The sequence below is a fragment of the Altererythrobacter aquiaggeris genome (assembly GCF_037154015.1).
Lineage (GTDB): Bacteria > Pseudomonadota > Alphaproteobacteria > Sphingomonadales > Sphingomonadaceae > Aestuarierythrobacter > Aestuarierythrobacter aquiaggeris.
In genome coordinates this window covers 858,931-875,948 of record NZ_JBANRL010000001.1, presented here as the reverse complement: position 1 = coordinate 875,948, position 17,018 = coordinate 858,931, and the positions used below count along the sequence as shown (strand labels likewise).

General features: G+C 59.8%; 14 protein-coding genes. 4 read left to right on the top strand and 10 right to left on the bottom strand.

Features of this window, described 5'->3' with window-relative positions; genetic code table 11:
- Positions 1 to 3: 3 nt before the first annotated feature.
- Both WFP06_RS04200 and WFP06_RS04195 read right to left on the bottom strand, forming a co-directional pair.
- The gene (locus tag WFP06_RS04200; protein ID WP_336985990.1) at positions 4 to 882 is read right to left on the bottom strand and encodes a diacylglycerol/lipid kinase family protein; all 879 of its coding nucleotides are present in this window, start codon (positions 880 to 882) and stop codon (positions 4 to 6) included.
- Positions 879 to 2,501: a sulfatase-like hydrolase/transferase gene (locus tag WFP06_RS04195; RefSeq protein WP_336985989.1), complete on the bottom strand. Its 1,623-nt coding sequence runs from the start codon at positions 2,499 to 2,501 to the stop codon at positions 879 to 881. Before WFP06_RS04195 ends, WFP06_RS04200 begins: the two co-directional genes overlap by 4 nt.
- 113 nt (positions 2,502 to 2,614) lie before the next feature.
- Here WFP06_RS04195 and WFP06_RS04190 point away from each other — a divergent pair, with 113 nt between their 5' ends.
- Positions 2,615 to 5,452, top strand: coding sequence for a M16 family metallopeptidase (locus WFP06_RS04190; RefSeq protein ID WP_336985988.1), 2,838 nt, complete (start codon positions 2,615 to 2,617; stop codon positions 5,450 to 5,452).
- Between the two features lie 5 nt (positions 5,453 to 5,457).
- Here the strand turns inward: WFP06_RS04190 and WFP06_RS04185 are convergent, their stop codons facing one another.
- Positions 5,458 to 6,675, bottom strand: a complete 1,218-nt coding sequence (locus tag WFP06_RS04185; protein ID WP_336985987.1) for a bifunctional alpha/beta hydrolase/OsmC family protein — start codon at positions 6,673 to 6,675, stop codon at positions 5,458 to 5,460.
- Between the two features lie 209 nt (positions 6,676 to 6,884).
- Here WFP06_RS04185 and purS point away from each other — a divergent pair, with 209 nt between their 5' ends.
- Together purS and purQ are read left to right on the top strand one after the other, a co-directional pair.
- Entirely contained in the window at positions 6,885 to 7,127 is a 243-nt protein-coding gene (gene purS, locus WFP06_RS04180) for a phosphoribosylformylglycinamidine synthase subunit PurS (protein ID WP_336985986.1), read from the top strand.
- Positions 7,127 to 7,804, top strand: coding sequence for a phosphoribosylformylglycinamidine synthase subunit PurQ (purQ, locus tag WFP06_RS04175; RefSeq protein ID WP_336985985.1), 678 nt, complete (start codon positions 7,127 to 7,129; stop codon positions 7,802 to 7,804). Before purS ends, purQ begins: the two co-directional genes overlap by 1 nt.
- 15 nt (positions 7,805 to 7,819) lie before the next feature.
- Here purQ and WFP06_RS04170 read toward each other — a convergent pair whose 3' ends face one another.
- The 6 genes from WFP06_RS04170 to glmU all read right to left on the bottom strand — a co-directional run bounded on the left by WFP06_RS04170 (position 7,820) and on the right by glmU (position 14,830).
- On the bottom strand, positions 7,820 to 10,120 hold the full coding sequence (locus WFP06_RS04170; RefSeq protein WP_336987621.1) for a putative bifunctional diguanylate cyclase/phosphodiesterase: 2,301 nt from the start codon (positions 10,118 to 10,120) through the stop codon (positions 7,820 to 7,822).
- 183 nt (positions 10,121 to 10,303) lie between these two features.
- Complete coding sequence (glmS, locus tag WFP06_RS04165) at positions 10,304 to 12,127, bottom strand: glutamine--fructose-6-phosphate transaminase (isomerizing) (RefSeq protein WP_336985984.1); 1,824 nt, start codon at positions 12,125 to 12,127, stop codon at positions 10,304 to 10,306.
- A 15-nt stretch (positions 12,128 to 12,142) separates the two neighbouring features.
- On the bottom strand, positions 12,143 to 12,508 hold the full coding sequence (locus WFP06_RS04160) for a PIN domain-containing protein (RefSeq protein ID WP_336985983.1): 366 nt from the start codon (positions 12,506 to 12,508) through the stop codon (positions 12,143 to 12,145).
- A complete protein-coding gene (locus WFP06_RS04155) occupies positions 12,505 to 12,762 on the bottom strand; it encodes a ribbon-helix-helix domain-containing protein (protein ID WP_336985982.1) in 258 nt (85 codons plus the stop codon). The genes WFP06_RS04160 and WFP06_RS04155 overlap by 4 nt, the downstream gene beginning before the upstream one ends.
- Positions 12,763 to 12,779: 17 nt before the next feature.
- Positions 12,780 to 13,469 carry a hypothetical protein gene (locus tag WFP06_RS04150; protein WP_336985981.1) on the bottom strand — a complete coding sequence of 230 codons (690 nt, stop codon included), beginning with the start codon at positions 13,467 to 13,469 and terminating at the stop codon, positions 12,780 to 12,782.
- On the bottom strand, positions 13,466 to 14,830 hold the full coding sequence (glmU, locus tag WFP06_RS04145; protein WP_336985980.1) for a bifunctional UDP-N-acetylglucosamine diphosphorylase/glucosamine-1-phosphate N-acetyltransferase GlmU: 1,365 nt from the start codon (positions 14,828 to 14,830) through the stop codon (positions 13,466 to 13,468). The genes WFP06_RS04150 and glmU overlap by 4 nt, the downstream gene beginning before the upstream one ends.
- 62 nt (positions 14,831 to 14,892) lie before the next feature.
- Between glmU and WFP06_RS04140 the strand changes: the two genes are divergently transcribed.
- A complete protein-coding gene (locus WFP06_RS04140; protein ID WP_336985979.1) occupies positions 14,893 to 15,576 on the top strand; it encodes an HAD-IA family hydrolase in 684 nt (227 codons plus the stop codon).
- 9 nt (positions 15,577 to 15,585) lie between these two features.
- Here the strand turns inward: WFP06_RS04140 and WFP06_RS04135 are convergent, their stop codons facing one another.
- Positions 15,586 to 16,959 carry an OprO/OprP family phosphate-selective porin gene (locus WFP06_RS04135; protein WP_336985978.1) on the bottom strand — a complete coding sequence of 458 codons (1,374 nt, stop codon included), beginning with the start codon at positions 16,957 to 16,959 and terminating at the stop codon, positions 15,586 to 15,588.
- Positions 16,960 to 17,018 lie beyond the last annotated feature (59 nt).

The following is a 17,018-nucleotide window of genomic DNA, read 5'->3' as shown; positions in this document are numbered from 1 at the left end:
CTCCTAGACGCAATACCGGACAATCAGTCCGCTTGGCGCTATCCGGCCCATCACCGGCGGCACCTGGTCGCCGTCAACCTGAGTAGGCAGATCGCCATCGCCGATTTCCGCCCATTTGACGGTGTAGGTTTTTGCGATGCCGTGCGCTGCGGGATCACGGCCTGAAAGCACCGCCAGCACGAACCTGAGGCAAGCCAGCCGGGTGCTGCGTTCTATAATCACCAGCTCAAGCGTCGGATTCGTCAGACGCGCCTTGGGTGACAGGCAAAACGGCCCTGCGTAATATTTGCCCCGTGCCGCAAAAACCGCCTCAGCCGAAGTTTCGAATATCCGGCCATCGAGGCCCTGTGCCTTTACCGGCATGGGGTCCTGCGGCCAGCGGAGCAGCAGTTTCAGCGCCGAGACCACATAGGCGTAGCGACCGATTTTAGCCTTCAGCGCACCGGAAACGCGCGCTACCGCGACGCTGTCAGGGCCGATGGAGAGGCAGGCCAGCACCGGCATTTGCGCAAATTCGAACAGCGGTGACGCTGCCCAGCTAAGCGGTCCGCGCGCCCATGCTGCGGCAATCTGGACCGCAAATTTGTCGGGATCGGCGTGATAGCCCAATTCGCGCGCTACCAGGTTGATGGTTCCGGCAGGCGATACGCACAGCGGCACCTTGCCGGCGCGCTGGCCCAGCGCGCGAACTGTCTGCCGCAACGCACCGTCACCGCCGTGGACACAAACCAACTGGCAGTTGTGCGACAAGGTGACGCCGTCCGGTCGCGTCGCGATCGGCGTGATCGTCCAGTCAAAGTTTTTAAACGCGGCGATCAGCTGATCGAGATTTTCCTGCCGGAAACCGCCCGAGGCCGGGTTGTAAACCAGATCCAGCCTCACCGGCCCTTACCCGGAAAACTCTGCCCCGCAGTCACTTCGATCGGGTCGCCGGTACTCAGCGGCGTCACGCTGCGTCCAAACCAGACATAGCGCGCAGTTGGCCGGTCGAGGTCATTGTCATACCGCTTTGCAACCAGACCCGCGTCATATCCCATCCATGCCAAAGTGGCGGGAAAAAGCTGGCTTGAACTGCGGCCTCCCGCAGGCGATGCGGCGTATTTCGCGCGCAGCGTATCAGGCAGAAAGGCAATCAGCGGGATCCGGAATTCGTCTTTCACCGGATCGCTCGAGCAATGCGCCAGTTGCCCTTCAGCCAGGTTCTGGCCGTGATCGGATAAATAGGCCACCGCAACTTTGCTGCGATCGACCCCGTCGAGCAGGATATCGAAGAAATCCCGTTTCGAATATCGGAGCGCAGCCTCGTAATGGTCGCGTTTGCTGCTTTGGGCTGGAATCGCGCCGGCCGGATAGTGGCTCTGGTACTGGAAGTGGACTCCGCGCAGCAAGGCGTAAGTGAAGGTCTTTTCGGCGCTGTGCATCTGCTTGTTCAGCATGGCGGCAATCACATCATCGGTATCCAGATCGCCGGCGACACCGCGATATTCGTCGATCAGAGCCAGTTCGGGGCCCAGCAACAGATTTTGCGGGCTTCCGTTGACCTGACCATCCAGCATGATCGTCCGGTACCCTGAACGGCGCGCATATCCCCAGACCGACGGCGTCGTTCGCAAGTCCATCTGCGGACCAGCGCCGCGCACATCGACCCCGGAACGCAGGGCCACGTTGGATGGTGCACTGCAAAACCCCATTGATGCCGCCGTTCCGAAATCGGTCACGCCCATACCGGAGAGCGCGGGCAAAATCAGCCGCTTGAACGGCTCAGCAGCAATGCTTTCATCCATTATCCAGACGATATGCAGCGGGGCATCTGCCGTGTCCGGCACCAGTTTTACCGCGGCGCGCTCCGGCGGCGGCTCGGCCAGCACCAGCCGGGCAAGGAATGTGTATGTGTTTCTTTCCGCAGCTTGCGGGTAATTTATCAGCAGACTGGGCAAAATCACAAGCGCCAGCACAGGTAGCGATCGCCGCGTAGCGGGCCTTGCCAGCAATGTTCGGGAAATCGCCAGAAGCGCGGCAGCTGCCACCACTTGCGCAGCCGTCTTCACCAACGCGCCCGCAAATTCGCCTGCGGCTGCCCCCGCTTGCCGTATTTCGCCAAGCATCCAGCCCAGTTCGGCAGCGTCCAGCGGAGCACCGGCGGCTTGGCCAAACCCGATGTTCAGCGTGATCGAAACCAGCGCGATGCTCGCCGCGACAAGGAACCAGCGGCGCGGCAGAAACATGATAGCGGCCAGTAATGCAAAGGCCTGGATGGCCAATACGCCAAAATTCCACAGTGCGTTTTCCCAGTCATCGGCAGCAGCGCGGTACAAGACCGTATTAACCAGCTGGAACCGGTTAGCGGCCGCATAAAAGGCCGCAAAGGCAATCAGTCCGGCAACAATCCGGCAGACCCCCCCAAGCCCCGCTGCAAATGATGTGGATGGCTGGTTGTCCATCCGGCCGCTATAAAGCGGCAGGGTTGAGAAAACACAAAATTCGGCTTGCGCGATTGCCACTGCCCATGTTTGGGTCAGTGTCTGTGCAGGCGTCTTTATCCAGGCCCAAGTCAGTGCCTGTATTCGACGACTGCACCATATTATATTTTCTTGCTTGATTTGCGGAGAGAGCGTTGCGGATTTTCATCGGACTTGCGTCACTCGCGCTGGCTGGCTGCGCATCGGTCTCGGCGCCCGAAACGATGCAGTCTGCCGCACTGCCGCCAGCCGCCGTCTGGGGGATCGAACAAACCGATATTCCGCTTGATCCGGCTTATGTACTGGGCACGCTGCCCAATGGAATGCGCTATGCAATCCGCCAGAATTCTACGCCCGAAGGCACCGCGCTGGTGCGTATGGCCGTGGATTCGGGCTCACTATCCGAAACCGATGCCGAACGCGGCTATGCGCATTTCGTCGAACATATGGCCTTCAACGGATCGAGCCGGGTGCCTGAAGGCGAGATGATCAAGCTGCTCGAACGCGAAGGGCTGGCGTTTGGCGCAGATACCAATGCATCGACCGGGTTTGAACAAACGCTTTATAAGCTCGATTTGCCGCGCAATGACCCCGCATTGCTGGATACCGCGCTGATGCTGATGCGCGAAACGGCGAGCGAGCTCATCATTGCCGATGAGGCGGTCGAGCGTGAGCGCGGAATTATCTTGTCCGAATTGCGCGACCGCACAACTTACGGCCTTAAAGAAACGGTTGACCGGATGAAGTTCCTGACCCCGGATGCCCGGTATAGTGACCGCTTGCCCATCGGCACGGCAGATACGCTGGCCAAGGCCAATGGCGAAAATCTGCGCGTGTTCTACGAACGTGAATATGTGCCCGCCAATACGGCGCTTGTTGTGGTGGGGGATTTCGAACCTGCGGAAGTAAAGGCTGCGATTGAAAAACATTTCGCAAGCTGGGCCCCGGCGCCGCTGCCAACCACGCCGCTGGCCGGCCCCATCGACACCGCCCGGGCGGGCGTAACCGATATATATCTTGACCCGTCACTTTCGGAACGGGTTACCGCATCGCGGATCGGTGCGTGGATCGAAGAACCCGACACTGTCGCCGCGCGGAAAGAAAGGCTGCTGGAACGGGTCGGATATGCCATCGTCAATCGCCGTTTCCAGCGCGCAGCGCGGGGGGACAATGCGCCTTTCCGCGGTGCCGGTTTCGGCACGGGAGATATTTTTGACGAAGGGCGCACGACCAATCTGATCGTCGATGCGGGTGATGGCGAGTGGGATACGGCATTCCGTAAAGCGGTCGAGATCTGGAACCGCGCGCTGACGGGCGGCTTCACGCAGGATGAGGTTACCGAGCAGCTTTCGGCGATCCGGACGCAGGTCGAAAACGGTGTGTCCGGGGCGCCGACACGCTCGCACGGCGTATTTGCGGAGGCCGTTTTGCGAATGCTTGACGAGGGGATTATTCCCACCACCCCCGAAAGCGGCCAGATCAGATTTGAAAATGCGGCCGCCGATGTGAATCCGCAAACAGTGCTTGCGGCGTTGAAACGGCACGCGGTAACCCTCGACGATCCGCTGATCCGATTTTATGGCAGGCTCGCGCCGGAGGGCGGTGCGGATGCGCTGCGACTGGCCTGGCGGGAGGCGCTCGCCAAGCCTGCCGTAACAGCCCCCGAAGCGGCAATTGCGGAATTCGGCTACACCGGCTTCGGGACCCCGGGGCGCGCGGTGACGGACGAAACCGACAGCAGGCTCGGCATTCGGATGCTGACCTTTACCAACGGACTGAAGCTCAATCTGAAGCGCACCGACTTGCAGGCCGACAGGATCAGTTTTCGGCTTCATATCGATGGCGGCACGATGCTCGATACCAAAGACGCACCGCTGGCAACCGCGCTGACTGGCAGTCTGGCGGTTGGCGGCCTGGGGAAACATTCCGAAGATGAATTGCAGAGCATTCTTGCAGGACGCAGCGTGGGCTGGTCGATCGGCGCAGCCAGCGAGACCTTCCTGATCGGCGGCGGCACGACGAAACGCGATCTGGACCTGCAAATGCGGCTGCTGGCTGCCGCGATAACCGATCCCGGCTACCGCGAGCAGGGTGAAGTGCAATATCGCCGCAACATCGCGAATTTCTTTGCCAATCTCAATGCGACACCCGGCTCCGCAATGCGCAATGCGCTGGGCGGGATCGTGTCCGACAACGATCCGCGTTTCACGCTGCAACCACTGGATGATTACCGCGCTTTGAGTTTCGCCAGACTGCGCGCGGCAATCGAAGGGCGGCTGGACAACGGCGCGATGGAATTGTCGGTTGTCGGTGATTTCGATGAAGACGAAATGATCGAACTGGCCGCCAAAACGCTCGGCGCGCTGCCCGCGCGCGAGATCGATTTTCGTCCCTATGACGACCGGCGCCAGCGCAGTTTCACGCAGGACCGTTCGCAGCGCATCCTGCGCCATGCCGGCGAGGCTGATCAGGCGCTGCTTTATCTGACCTGGCCCACCCGCGATGATAGCGATCTGAAGGAAGTTCTGGAATTGGAAGTGCTCGAACGCGTGATGCGTTTACAGCTGACCGACAGCTTGCGCGAAGTTTTGGGCCAGGCCTATTCGCCCGGCGCCAGCAACCGGTCGAGCGGCACCTATGAAGGATATGGTACCTTTGCCGTTTCAGCATCGATCGATGTCGCGGATGTCGCTGCCGCGCGCGAGGCAATGGCAGCTGTCGTGGAAAAATTGCGCCGTGAGGCCATAAGTGACGACACGCTGGAACGCGCGCGCCGTCCGATGATCGAAAATTACGATAATGCGCTCAAGTCGAACAGTGGCTGGATGTCGCTGGTCGATCTGGCCCAGAGCCAGCCCGACACAAGGGACAGGTTTCTGTTGCAGCGCGGCCTGCTGGAAACGATTACGCCGGAGGATATCAGACAGATGGCGGCGCGTTATATCGCAATCGAACAGGCGCTGGAAATCCTGACCCTGCCCGAGGCGAAATGACAGTTCTATTCCGCGGATGTGGTGTGAATGTGCAATTCCCCTTCCAATGTGCGGTGGACCGGACATTTGTCGGCGATTTCGATTAACCTGCTTCGCTGGTCTGCGGTCAGGTTTCCGCGCAAGCCTATCGTGCGGTCAATTGCCTGGATTTGTCCGCCGCCCTGATCGCAGTCCAGACAATCCTGCTGGTGATTGCGCGAATGTTCCAGTTCGACGGTCACGGCATCGAGCGGGATATTCTTGCGGTCCGCATACATCTTGATTGTCATCGATGTGCAGGTGCCCAGCGCGGCCAGCAGCAGATCGTAGGGCGCAGGTCCATCATCATTTCCGCCGTAGCTTTCGGGTTCGTCCGAAATAAAGGTATGGTGCGCCGTCCGCACACTTTGCGCGAATTTTCCCGCCGCAGTCTCGACGGTGACAATTCCTTCGGCGGGCGCGGTGCCCACGTCGGCCTGATCGGGTAAATAGCGTTCCGCCCATGCCGTGATTATGGAAGCAGCATATTCCGCTGCGCCGGCCGTTGTCAGCAGATGGTCGGCACCATCCAGCGCAACGAAGCTTTTGGGATGTTTGGCGGCCAGAAAGATGCTGCTCGCATTATCGATCCCCACCACATCATCGGTGGGCGAATGCATCACCAGCAAGGCGCGGTCCAGATCCGCCAGCCGCTGCGCCTGCGGCTGGTTTCTGCCTTGTTCCAGAAATGCTCTGGCCACTCTGAAACTGCGGCCGGCGATCGAAACATCGGCCTCCCCTTCGGCTTCGATGCGCGCAACCCCGTCTCCGAAGTGGTGAAACACATGCGCGCTATCAAACGGAGCGCCCAGCGTGACCACGGCCGTGCTTTCGGGGATACGGCTGGCAGCGGCGATGACCGCGGCCCCGCCCAGACTGTGACCGATGAGCAGCGAAGGCGCCAAACCGCGCGCGCGCATGGCCGCCGCCGCAGCGGTCAAATCCTCGACGTTGGACACAAATCCTGCATTGGCAAAATCGCCTTCGCTGTTGCCAAGCCCGGTAAAATCGAACCGCAAGACAGCGATGCCCTGTTTGGCCAATGCTGCGGCAATGCGCGTGGCGGCGCGGCTCTGTTTTCCGCATGTGAAGCAATGCGCGAACAGCGCAGCCGCCCGCGCAGATCCGTATCGCGGCAATTCCAGCCGGCCATCCAGAACGTGCCCTCCGGAACCGGTAAAGGTGAACTTTTCAGTCGCGATCATTCGTATAGCTCCTACGCAGGCCCAGGCGGCCTGTATGCGCGCCCTGTATGCGCATCCAGCACCGGGGCCCTTAACCCGGCTAAGGTTACACCAAGTCGCGGATGATAACAGGCCCCGCACAGCTTGCACCTTTCGGGCACTGGCGGCATAGGCTGCGCGCATAGAAACTTAATCCATTCCGCGCCCGGGTAATTGCAGAGGCCGATGCCATGAAAATAAGTGTCCATGTCAGCTTGAAACCCGGGGTGCTCGATCCGCAAGGCCGCGCAGTGCACCACGCGCTCGAGGGTCTTGGTTTCGGCGGTATCGAAGATGTCCGGATCGGCCGTCTGATCGAACTGGATGTTGCTGACAGTACAAGCGACGCGCAGCTGGACGATATGTGCCGCAAGTTGCTGGCAAACACTGTCATCGAAAATTACCGGATCGAAAAGGTATCGGAGAACGCCTGATGGCTTTCAAAACTGCGGTCATCACTTTTCCGGGGTCCAATTGCGACCGGGATATGGCGGTTGCCATCGAACAGGTTTCCGGTACCGCGCCGGTGCGTGTCTGGCACGGCGATGCCGATTTGCCCGGCGGCCTTGATTTCATCGCTCTGCCCGGCGGATTTTCATATGGCGATTACCTGCGTTCGGGTGCCATGGCATCGCGCAGTCCGATCATGCGCTCGGTTATCAAGGCGGCGGAGCGGGGCGTGCCCGTTCTTGGCGTGTGCAACGGTTTCCAGATTCTGACCGAAAGCGGGCTTCTGCCCGGGGCGCTGATGCGGAATGAAGGCATCAATTTTGTTTGCCGCGATGCGCAGCTGATTGTCGAAAACGCCTCGTCGCTGTTCACGTCGCGGTATCACGCCGGGCAGCGGATCACCATTCCGGTCGCGCATCACGATGGCAATTTCTTTGCCGATGATGCCGTGCTGGACCGCATCGAGGGTGAAGGCCGTGTAGCGTTTCGGTATACCGATGCCGTAAACGGTTCGTCACGCGAGATCGCCGGACTGCTGAACAAGGCGGGCAATGTGCTGGGAATGATGCCGCATCCCGAACGCGCGATCGAAACCGCGCATGGCGGCACCGGCGGTAAGGCGTTGTTCGAAAGTGCAATGCGGGCGCTGGCCTCTGCCTGACGCGGGCACTACCGGTCAGGCCCGTTTCATCGCCTCGGTGATAAACAGCTGACGAGCCTCTGCCGATGGCATTGGCCTGCCAAAATAATAACCCTGGATTTTGCTGCAGCCCAGATTGCGGATAAGTTCGGCTTCCTCCGCAGTTTCAACCCCTTCTGCTGTCGTCGACATTTCAAGACTGTCGGCCATTGCCACCACCGCGCGGATAATGGCCAGGCTTTCGGCATGGCCATTGGCCGCGCCTTGCACGAAGCTGCGATCCACCTTGATCGTGGAAAAGCGTAATTTGCGGATATATCCGAGCGAGGAATAGCCGGTACCGAAATCGTCAAGCGCGACCGAGCAGCCCAGCTCCATGATTTTTTCCAGTGCGGACCGGGCGCCAGCCGCATCCCGCAGGAAAATACTTTCGGTAACCTCGATCTCCAGCCTGTGAGCAGGCAGACCGCTGTTCGAAAGGGCCGCCACGACAATCGCAGGGAATTCCGGTTCGAGCAGCTGTTCACCCGACACATTCACTGCGATCCGCATATCCTGCGGCCAATGGACCGCTTCCTCGCAGGCACGGTGGATCACCCATGCGCCAATGGGGACGATCAGACGCGTGTCTTCGGCGATCGGAATGAACTTGCCGGGGCTGACAATGCCGTGTTCCGGGCTGTTCCAGCGCAGCAGCGCTTCGAAGCTTACCAGCGTTTCTTCATTGGCATCGACAACCGGTTGATAGGCAAGCTCCAACTCGCCGCGATCGAGCGCATGGCGAAGCGAAAATTCAAGCTGGCGCCGTTCCTCCGCTGTGGCGTGCAGCGATGGCTCGTAAGACCAATGCTCGCCGCCGCCCTCGTCTTTCGCGCGGTAAAGCGCAAGATCGGCATTGCGCATCAATTCTTCCACAGTCGAACCATCGCGCGGTCCGGCTGCCGAACCGACACTCGCCCCGATATACAGCGTGTGATTATCGACTTCGTACGGCTTTGAAAGTGCTTCGATGGCTGTTGTGGCAACCCGGCGCACGATCCCCGATTCCGACGCGTCACGGATGACGATGGCAAATTCGTCGCCTCCCAATCGGCCGCAAAGTTCGTTTTCGCTCATGGTGGCTTTCAGACGGCTGGACACCTGTGCCAGCAGCCGGTCGCCGACAAGGTGGCCGAGCGAATCGTTGACTGCCTTGAACCGGTCCAGATCGATCATCAGAAATGCGCAGCGGGTGCGCCACTGCGAGGCATATTTCATCGCATCGCCCAGCGCTTCGGTTACCATTAACCGGTTTGGCAGCCCGGTAAGCGTGTCATAGCGCGCCAGCCAGGCGATCTTTTCCGACGATTCGCGCTGTTCGGTCACATCGGAGCCGACTCCGCGGAAACCGATGAACTTGCCGTGCTCGTCCAGCATTTGCGTGCCCGAAAGCTCCCACCAACGCTGCGCCTTGCCGATATTGACCTTGACCAACAATGCCGAAAAATTTTCGCGCCGTTTGAGCCGTTCTGCCAGATCATGCAGACTTGGCGGGAACTGTCCCGTTTCCCAGGCTGCACCGGCGATAAGTTCGAGGAAAGGTTTGCCTTCGATCGCTTCAGGGGAATGACCCAGCGCATATGCAAAACGCGGACTGACGGAGCGCACCCGGCGCGAGGGGTCCACCTGCCACAGCCAGTCAGCTTCGTTTTCCTCGAATTCGCGCAAAAGTAGCGACACCACCTCGTCTTTTTCGACCATTCCGGCTTCGGCAATGCGGGCTGCGAGATAGCTGCGCGCACTCTCGATCGTGCCGTAAATGACCACGATGATAAACACGGCAATGGTTATCGCCAGTTCGTAAGCCCCGCCTAGCAAAGCGGCGATGCAGGCCGGTATGCCGGTGAGCAGCAGGAACGGTATGGTGACAACCGGAGCCGCGGCCAGCAGCAGTGCCGAACCGGTGATCAGACTGGCCACAATGGTCCAGACAGTCAGTTGTTCGATCGGCCCGGCGTATTGCGGAAACAGCACCATGGCCAGCGCCCACACGGCTCCCGTCAGCGCCGCTCCTGTGCCCTGCGACCGGACCTCCGCAACAGTGATTTTGCGCTTCTCGTTATCGGCAAAGCTCTGCTCGAACCTGGCGGAGTAATACAGTGTGCCTGCCAGTGCCGCGATCCAGCCCAGCAGCGCAAGGTGCGGCACTTTGCCGAAATACAGGCTGATCACGAGCAATGCGGATAATGCGTGAGCACCGACGCGGATCAGCGTAACCTCCGACAGATGGGCATATTGCAGCCCGCGAAGGCGCGACCAGTCACCGCTGTCCGATTCAAACAGGCCAAGCACAGCCATCACCGGCATCCGCTTCGGCAGCATCGGCAATTCTGGGTTTTCGTCGCTCACGCATTGCGCGTAGCGGGCAAAGGTTATGAGCTAGTAAATTTGTTAGTTAATTTACCAATGTTTACAGGTAAAAACACGTGGCTGAAGTTATCCCGCTCGGGTAAATACCGCGACGCCCGGCATCGCTGCAAGTTATTCCACGGTAACCGATTTCGCCAGGTTTCGCGGCTGATCGACATCGGTCCCTTTGGCAACTGCAACATGGTAAGCGAGCAATTGCACCGGTACTGCGTAAACCAGCGGCGCGATGAGCGGATGAACCTTTGGCATTTCGATGGTTGCCATGCAGCCCTCGCCAGCTTCCTCCAGCCCTTCCGCATCCGAGATCAGAACAATCTTTCCTCCGCGGGCGCGGACTTCCTGCATATTGGAAACGGTTTTTTCAAACAACGGTCCGGACGGGGCCAGCACGATGACGGGAACATTCTCGTCGATCAGCGCGATCGGGCCATGTTTCATTTCGCCCGAAGCATATCCTTCGGCATGGATATAACTGATTTCCTTGAGCTTCAGCGCGCCTTCCATTGCCAACGGATAATCCGGCCCCCGCCCCAGATACAGCACGTCGCGCGCGGGCGCGATCAGATGCGCCATGGCGGCGATATCGTCATCGTGATCAAGCGCGGCGTTCAGCGCTGCGGGTGCTTCGACCAGATGTTTCACCACTTCGGCTTCTTCGGTGCGGTCCATCCGGCCACGGCGCACCGCCAGATGTGCAGCCAAAGCAGCCAGCACGGCCAACTGGCAAGTAAACGCTTTGGTCGATGCCACGCCGATTTCCGGGCCGGCATGGGTCGGCAACAGCAAATCTGCCTCCCGCGCCATCGAACTGGTCGGAACATTGACCACGACCGCAATCGTTTGCCCGTTTTCCTTGCAATGACGCAGCGCCGCCAGCGTATCGGCGGTTTCGCCGCTTTGAGAAATGAACAGGGCCAGACCGCCCGGCTCCAGCACCGGATCGCGGTAGCGAAACTCGCTCGCCACATCGATATCAACGGGTACGCGGGCAAACTGTTCGAACCAGTATTTCGCAACCAGTCCGGCATAATAGCTTGTTCCGCAGGCGACGATCGTGATCCGTTTGATCTCCGACAGATCGAAGTCCATCTGTGGCAACGCCACGCTGCGGTCGCTCTGGCGGACGTAGGAATTCAGCGTCTGGGCGACCACTGTCGGCTGTTCGAAAATCTCTTTCTGCATGAAATGACGGTAGGGGCCTTTTTCAACCGCCGCTGCCGATGCACCCGATGCGACGATATCGCGAACGACGGGTTCGTTCTCGGAATTGAATATTTCCGCCCCGTCACGCCGGATCACCACCCAGTCACCTTCTTCCAGGTAGGTAATCTGCTGCGTAAGCGGGGCAAGCGCGAGCGCATCCGAACCCAGATATGTCTCACCATCGCCGTAACCCACGACCAGCGGCGATCCCAGACGTGCGCCGATAATCATGTCTGGGTGGCTTTTGAACGCGATTGCCAGCGCAAATGCGCCGCGCAGCTGCGGCAGCACGGTCTTCAGCGCCTCTTGCGGAGAAGCGCCGCCCTCGACCTGTTCGGAAATCAGGTGAGCCACGACTTCGCTGTCGGTTTCGCTTTCGAAAATCTTGCCGCGTGCCTGCAACCCTTCGCGCAGGCTCTTGAAATTCTCGATTATGCCATTGTGGACGAGTGCCAGATGATCGGTGGCGTGCGGGTGCGCGTTGCTGGCAGTGGGCGCGCCATGCGTCGCCCACCGGGTGTGCGCGATGCCGACTTCTCCAGTCGCCGGATTTGCCGCAAGCTCGGTGACAAGATTGGCGAGTTTCCCCTCGGCCCGGCGGCGGATGAGCTTGCCCCCATCCAACGTGCAAATACCCGCACTGTCATAGCCGCGATATTCCATCCGCCGAAGACCGTCCACCAACCTGTCTGCTACCGGCTCCGTACCGACAATTCCGATAATTCCGCACATGGATTTGGCCTTCAGTCAGAGAGTATAGGGTATGCGAATTCCGGGCATTTCAGCCGGAAAAGCGTTGGCGTTGCGGGTTACAAGGATGCGCCCGGTTATTTGCGCCGTCGCAAGCGTGATCGCATCGGCCAGCGCCAGATTGGCGCGCTGTTCGCGCAGCGATGCGCCGCGCCTCGCAATGTCCTCGCTCAATTCGGCGACTTTGAAATGATCGAGAAACTGTTCCACACGCTCCGCATCGCCGCTGGCCCCCGCAAGGATTTCGGTCCAACCCAGCCGCGTTATCCAGCGTTCGGGGGTGCGGACAATTTCGGTCCGCGCGGTGGACAGGCCGACCAGCGCATCAACCAGAATGGCGCTGTCGAAAATGGCCGCATTCATTGCGCATCACCAGACCGGATACGGCGCTGGAAGCAGGCCCCGTCGCCCACGTCGGACCGGTCACGCCACATGCCGAAGAAATCATCGACAGCCTTTTGCGACGTCCCGCTACGCATTTGAGCGACCGCTTCACGCACCATGGCCGTGCGCGAAATACCGCGCTCCTCCGCTTGCCGGTCAAGCCATTTGATGTCGTCATCAGGAATTTCGACCAGCGTCCGCATGGCCGCAGTGATATCATCCAATGATATCATGTCAATCCGGTTTTGCTTTATCTGTTGATCAGCCGCATCGGCACGAAAAATTCCTCGTCATCCTGAAGGGTAAATTCTTCAAGCATTTTAATATCCAGCTCTGCATCAGCGGGATCAACACAGAAAATTTCGGAAACCAGATCACCGCCGGTTTCAATCATCACTCCGGCTGAAAACGCCGGTTCGTTACCCTCGCCATCAAAGCGTGTGCGGATGATGCGGCTGAAAACGACATATCCCGTCCCGCCATTGGCAAACCGGATCTGCGCTTCTCCCCCGCCCGAATAGGCTGCGCGCGATGTGACAGGCCTGCCGCCGCCTGGTCCGCTAACCAGCACCAGCTGAGCCGGATCGCGCGCAGCACCCATTTCTCCCTGTGCTCCCGGTGCACCCGGTGCCCTTGGTGCACCAAACCTGTATTGTGCCACTGCGGGATCGCCCGCAACACACACCGACAATTGCTTGCCCCCGCTGACGCGGCAGGAAAAGGCAGTGGCTGATTTGCCGGCGCATTCCGGCTGTGGGCCTGCGGCATCCGACGTTGTCTGATTATAGGCGTCCGTAACGGCCTGACTTGCCGCGCCGACATCTGCTCTCGCGGGCGCAGCCGAATCGCTCCGCGCAGTGTGGTCGCTGCCACCGCTTGCCCCACAGCCCGGTAGCGCCGAGAGCAAGCTGATGACGACCACTGCTTGACGCAGGATCATTTCCTGGCCGCGGCCTTTTTCTTGCGCATGGCATCGTGGAAGCTGTCAGCCCAGCCTGGTTTGACCAGTTGCTCGCCGCGCACCATCCGCAATTCGCCATCCGCAACATCGCGGCTGACCGCGCTGCCAGCGCCGACAATCGCATCGGCCCCGATTTTAAGCGGCGCGATCAGCGCGCTGTTGCTGCCGATAAAGGCGCGTTCGCCGATAATCGTGCGATGTTTGAAATAACCGTCATAATTGCAGGTAATCGTACCCGCGCCGATGTTTGCCCCCGCGCCGATTTCCGCATCGCCGAGATAGGCCAGATGATTGGCCTTTGCACCCTCGCCCAGGGTGGCATTCTTGATTTCGACAAAATTACCGATCTTTGCGCCTTTTTCGAGCGCTGCCCCGGGCCGCAAGCGCGCGTAAGGGCCAACTTCAACCTGCTCGCCCAGTGTCGCGCCCTCCAGATGGCTGAACGCTTTGATCAACACATTATCGGCCACCGTGACGCCTGGACCGAACACCACATTGGGTTCGATCACAACATCGCGCCCCAGCTTCGTATCCCAGCTGAAAAACACCGTCTCGGGCGCTTTCAGTGTCGCGCCTTCGGCCATAGCCTCGTCGCGGCGGTATTGTTGCCACACGCGCTCCGCCTCGGCCAGTTCGGCGCGGCTGTTGATGCCTGCCACCTCGGTTTCGTCATCCGTCGTTACCGCCGCGCACATGCGCCCGTCGGCATTTGCAACGTTGACGATATCGACCAGGTAATATTCGCCCTGGCTGTTTTCATTGCCCACGCGGCTGAGCAGTGCGAACAGATCTTTTGCCCTGACTGCCATCAGGCCAGAATTGCACAGGCCGCAGCCGCGCTCTTCTTCGGATGCGTCCTTGTGTTCGACCATCTTTGTGATCCGGTCGCCATCCGTAAGCACCCGGCCATACTGCAAGGTGTCCGCCGGTTCGAAACCAAGTACGACAACCGCCGGCGTGTCATCACGATGCAGCCTGTCCAGCATCCGTTGCATCGTTTGAGGACGCACAAACGGCACATCGCCGTAAAGGATCAGCACATCGCCGTCGAAATCGCCCAGCGCATCCTGTGCCTGCTGGACTGCGTGGCCGGTGCCCAGCTGCGGCTCCTGCAAGGCCAGTTCGGCGCGGCCATCCAGCGCAGATTCGAGCTGGTCGCGACCACTGCCCACAATTACCACCTGCCGCGCCGGTTCCAGCGCATCCACGCTGGCCAGCAGATGGTCGAGCATGGGGCGTCCCGCCACAGGATGCAGCACCTTGTGAAGGTCGCTTTTCATCCGCGTGCCTTTACCGGCCGCAAGGATGATCGAAGCGATTGCGTGTTTTGTTGCAGTCATGACCAAAGCCATTGCCACCAATTTGTTGCAAGTTCCAGAACCGCCATGCACTGACTGTGATTATGGACAAATTTCGCTTCGATATTGTCGGCTTCGATCTGGACGGCACGTTGCTGGATACGCATCAGGATCTGGGCGCAGCGGTCAATCACGCGCTAAATCTCGCCGGTCGGCCCGAAGTGCCGGTTGCCCGGATTGAAAGCCTGATCGGCGGCGGCGCGAAAATCATGCTGAAACAGGCGCTGGACGATACCGGCGGTATTTCCGACGATGAATTCCGCCCGCTATATAAAGCCTTGCTGACATTTTACGGCGCAAACAGCGCGGTGCACACCCGGCCCTACCCCGGTGTTGTGGAAGCCATTGACGCGCTGGACCAACGCGGTGTGAAAATGGCCGTCGTCACCAATAAATTCGAAAGTTTCGCGACTGATATTCTCGCCCGGCTCGGGCTGGATACCCGGTTCGAGACAATCATTGGCGGCGACACGCTGGGCAAGGATGCGGCAGGCAAGAGCCGCGCAAAGCCCGAGCCCGACCCGATTATCGAAATGATGCAGCGGCTTGGCGGCGGGCGCACCGTTTTCATCGGTGACAGCACATATGATATTGCCGCAGCCAAAGCCGCCGGCGTTCCTTCGGTCGCGGCCGCGTATGGCTATTGCGACAAACCGCCACACGAATTGGGCGCCGATGCGGTGATTACGGGCTTCGACGCCCTGATCGCGACGCTGGAGAGACTTTAGGCCCGCAGCCTAGAAATCAAATCCTGCGCGCACGGCGAAAGCATCCACATTGTAATTGCGGTCCAGCCCGGCAGCGATATTCGCCATATCATATTCATTGCGCGTGTAATTGGCAGTGAAGCGGGTGTTGGCTGTCGGCGACCAAACCAGCGATGCAGCATAGGCATTCTGTATTCCGCCAACTATGCCCGCATCGACCAGATCAAGATAATCATAGCGCACATTCAGTTGCACAGCGCCCATACCGCCGCTGCCTACCGGATTTTTCGGCTTGTTTCGGTCAAACTTGTTACCCTTGTAACCGCGCGTGTCGCCCTTGGTCAGATACACGCCCGCTTCCACCGCACCGCCGAAGAATGTCGGGTTTTCGAGCCCGGGCCGGTTGACCGTTTGCCAATAACCCTCCGCCTGCGCGTGGAACGGCCCGGCGATCACCGCGCCTTCAAGACCCAAACCGGTCTCGCCGGTCGCACCGATATTGCGGGTATCGATGAAGCGGGTGTCGGTGAAATGGACCGAAGGCCGCTGGCGGTAACGAACCGAAGTCGCCGCATCATTGAGATCGCGGTAATGCGCCGAAGCGCCGAAGTGAAGCTGGGTGTCGCCCATTTCAGGCGCAAAAACCAACCGGCCATCGAGGCTGTAGCTGTTGTTTTCATCACTCGAAAGATCATCGATATTGTCGGTGAACACGCCCGCCTGGATGGTCGCATCGCCCGATGTGTACTGTCCGCTCAGACCAACCCGGCGCGCAAAACCGAATGCATCGGTAAAGGCGGCACGTTCCATGAAACTGATGAAGCGGCTCGAGGTCAGTTCTTCCAGTGACTGGAAATTGTTGTGCTGGCCCACTGTTATCGTGGCGCCGCCATCATCATAAGTGATGATGGCGTCGGTGATTTCGGTAACATTGTCGGCCAGTTCGATCTCGGTCTTGTATCCGAACCCGCCGCCGATATCGCCGGCAACGCCGATCCGCGCACGGCGGATTTCATTGGCGAACCCGAGACCGGGGTCGGCGATCGAATCGGGTGCGTTGACCGTTCCGGCATCGATCATCAGGCGGCCAAACGGTTTGAAACTCCACCCGCCGCTGCCTTTCAGTTCGGCCACCTTGACATCGCTGCGTGCCTCGCTGGCTGTTGCCGCTGCCTGGGTGGCAGAAGTGGCGGCCAGGGTCGCTTGCTCGGCCTTGACTTGCGTTGCATCCAACTCGCCTTCCAAGGCATCGATCTTGGCAGCCATCGCAGCCATTTGTTCGCGCATCGCCGTCATTTCGGCACGCAGGGCCTCGGCGCCGGATGCGGACTGTGCTTGCGCGGGCGCGGCCCAGCCAAGCGCCGCAGCAGCGGCAAATGCGGAAATGCGGATAGATTTGTTCATAAGGCTGCCGGATCCGATTCGTTTTGTGTGTGACGCTGCCCCTATGGCGGTAAAATGAC

Bases quoted from the DNA above. Each gene is read 5' to 3' on its own strand.
- WFP06_RS04185 (WP_336985987.1), bottom strand. From the start codon at position 6,675: ATGATCGCGACTGAAAAGTTCACCTTTACCGGTTCCGGAGGGCACGTT.
- purS (WP_336985986.1), top strand. From the start codon at position 6,885: ATGAAAATAAGTGTCCATGTCAGCTTGAAACCCGGGGTGCTCGATCCG.
- purQ (WP_336985985.1), top strand. From the start codon at position 7,127: ATGGCTTTCAAAACTGCGGTCATCACTTTTCCGGGGTCCAATTGCGAC.
- WFP06_RS04170 (WP_336987621.1), bottom strand. From the start codon at position 10,120: ATGGCTGTGCTTGGCCTGTTTGAATCGGACAGCGGTGACTGGTCGCGC.
- glmS (WP_336985984.1), bottom strand. From the start codon at position 12,127: ATGTGCGGAATTATCGGAATTGTCGGTACGGAGCCGGTAGCAGACAGG.
- WFP06_RS04160 (WP_336985983.1), bottom strand. From the start codon at position 12,508: ATGAATGCGGCCATTTTCGACAGCGCCATTCTGGTTGATGCGCTGGTC.
- WFP06_RS04155 (WP_336985982.1), bottom strand. From the start codon at position 12,762: ATGATATCATTGGATGATATCACTGCGGCCATGCGGACGCTGGTCGAA.
- WFP06_RS04150 (WP_336985981.1), bottom strand. From the start codon at position 13,469: ATGATCCTGCGTCAAGCAGTGGTCGTCATCAGCTTGCTCTCGGCGCTA.
- glmU (WP_336985980.1), bottom strand. From the start codon at position 14,830: ATGACTGCAACAAAACACGCAATCGCTTCGATCATCCTTGCGGCCGGT.
- WFP06_RS04140 (WP_336985979.1), top strand. From the start codon at position 14,893: ATGGACAAATTTCGCTTCGATATTGTCGGCTTCGATCTGGACGGCACG.
- WFP06_RS04135 (WP_336985978.1), bottom strand. From the start codon at position 16,959: ATGAACAAATCTATCCGCATTTCCGCATTTGCCGCTGCTGCGGCGCTT.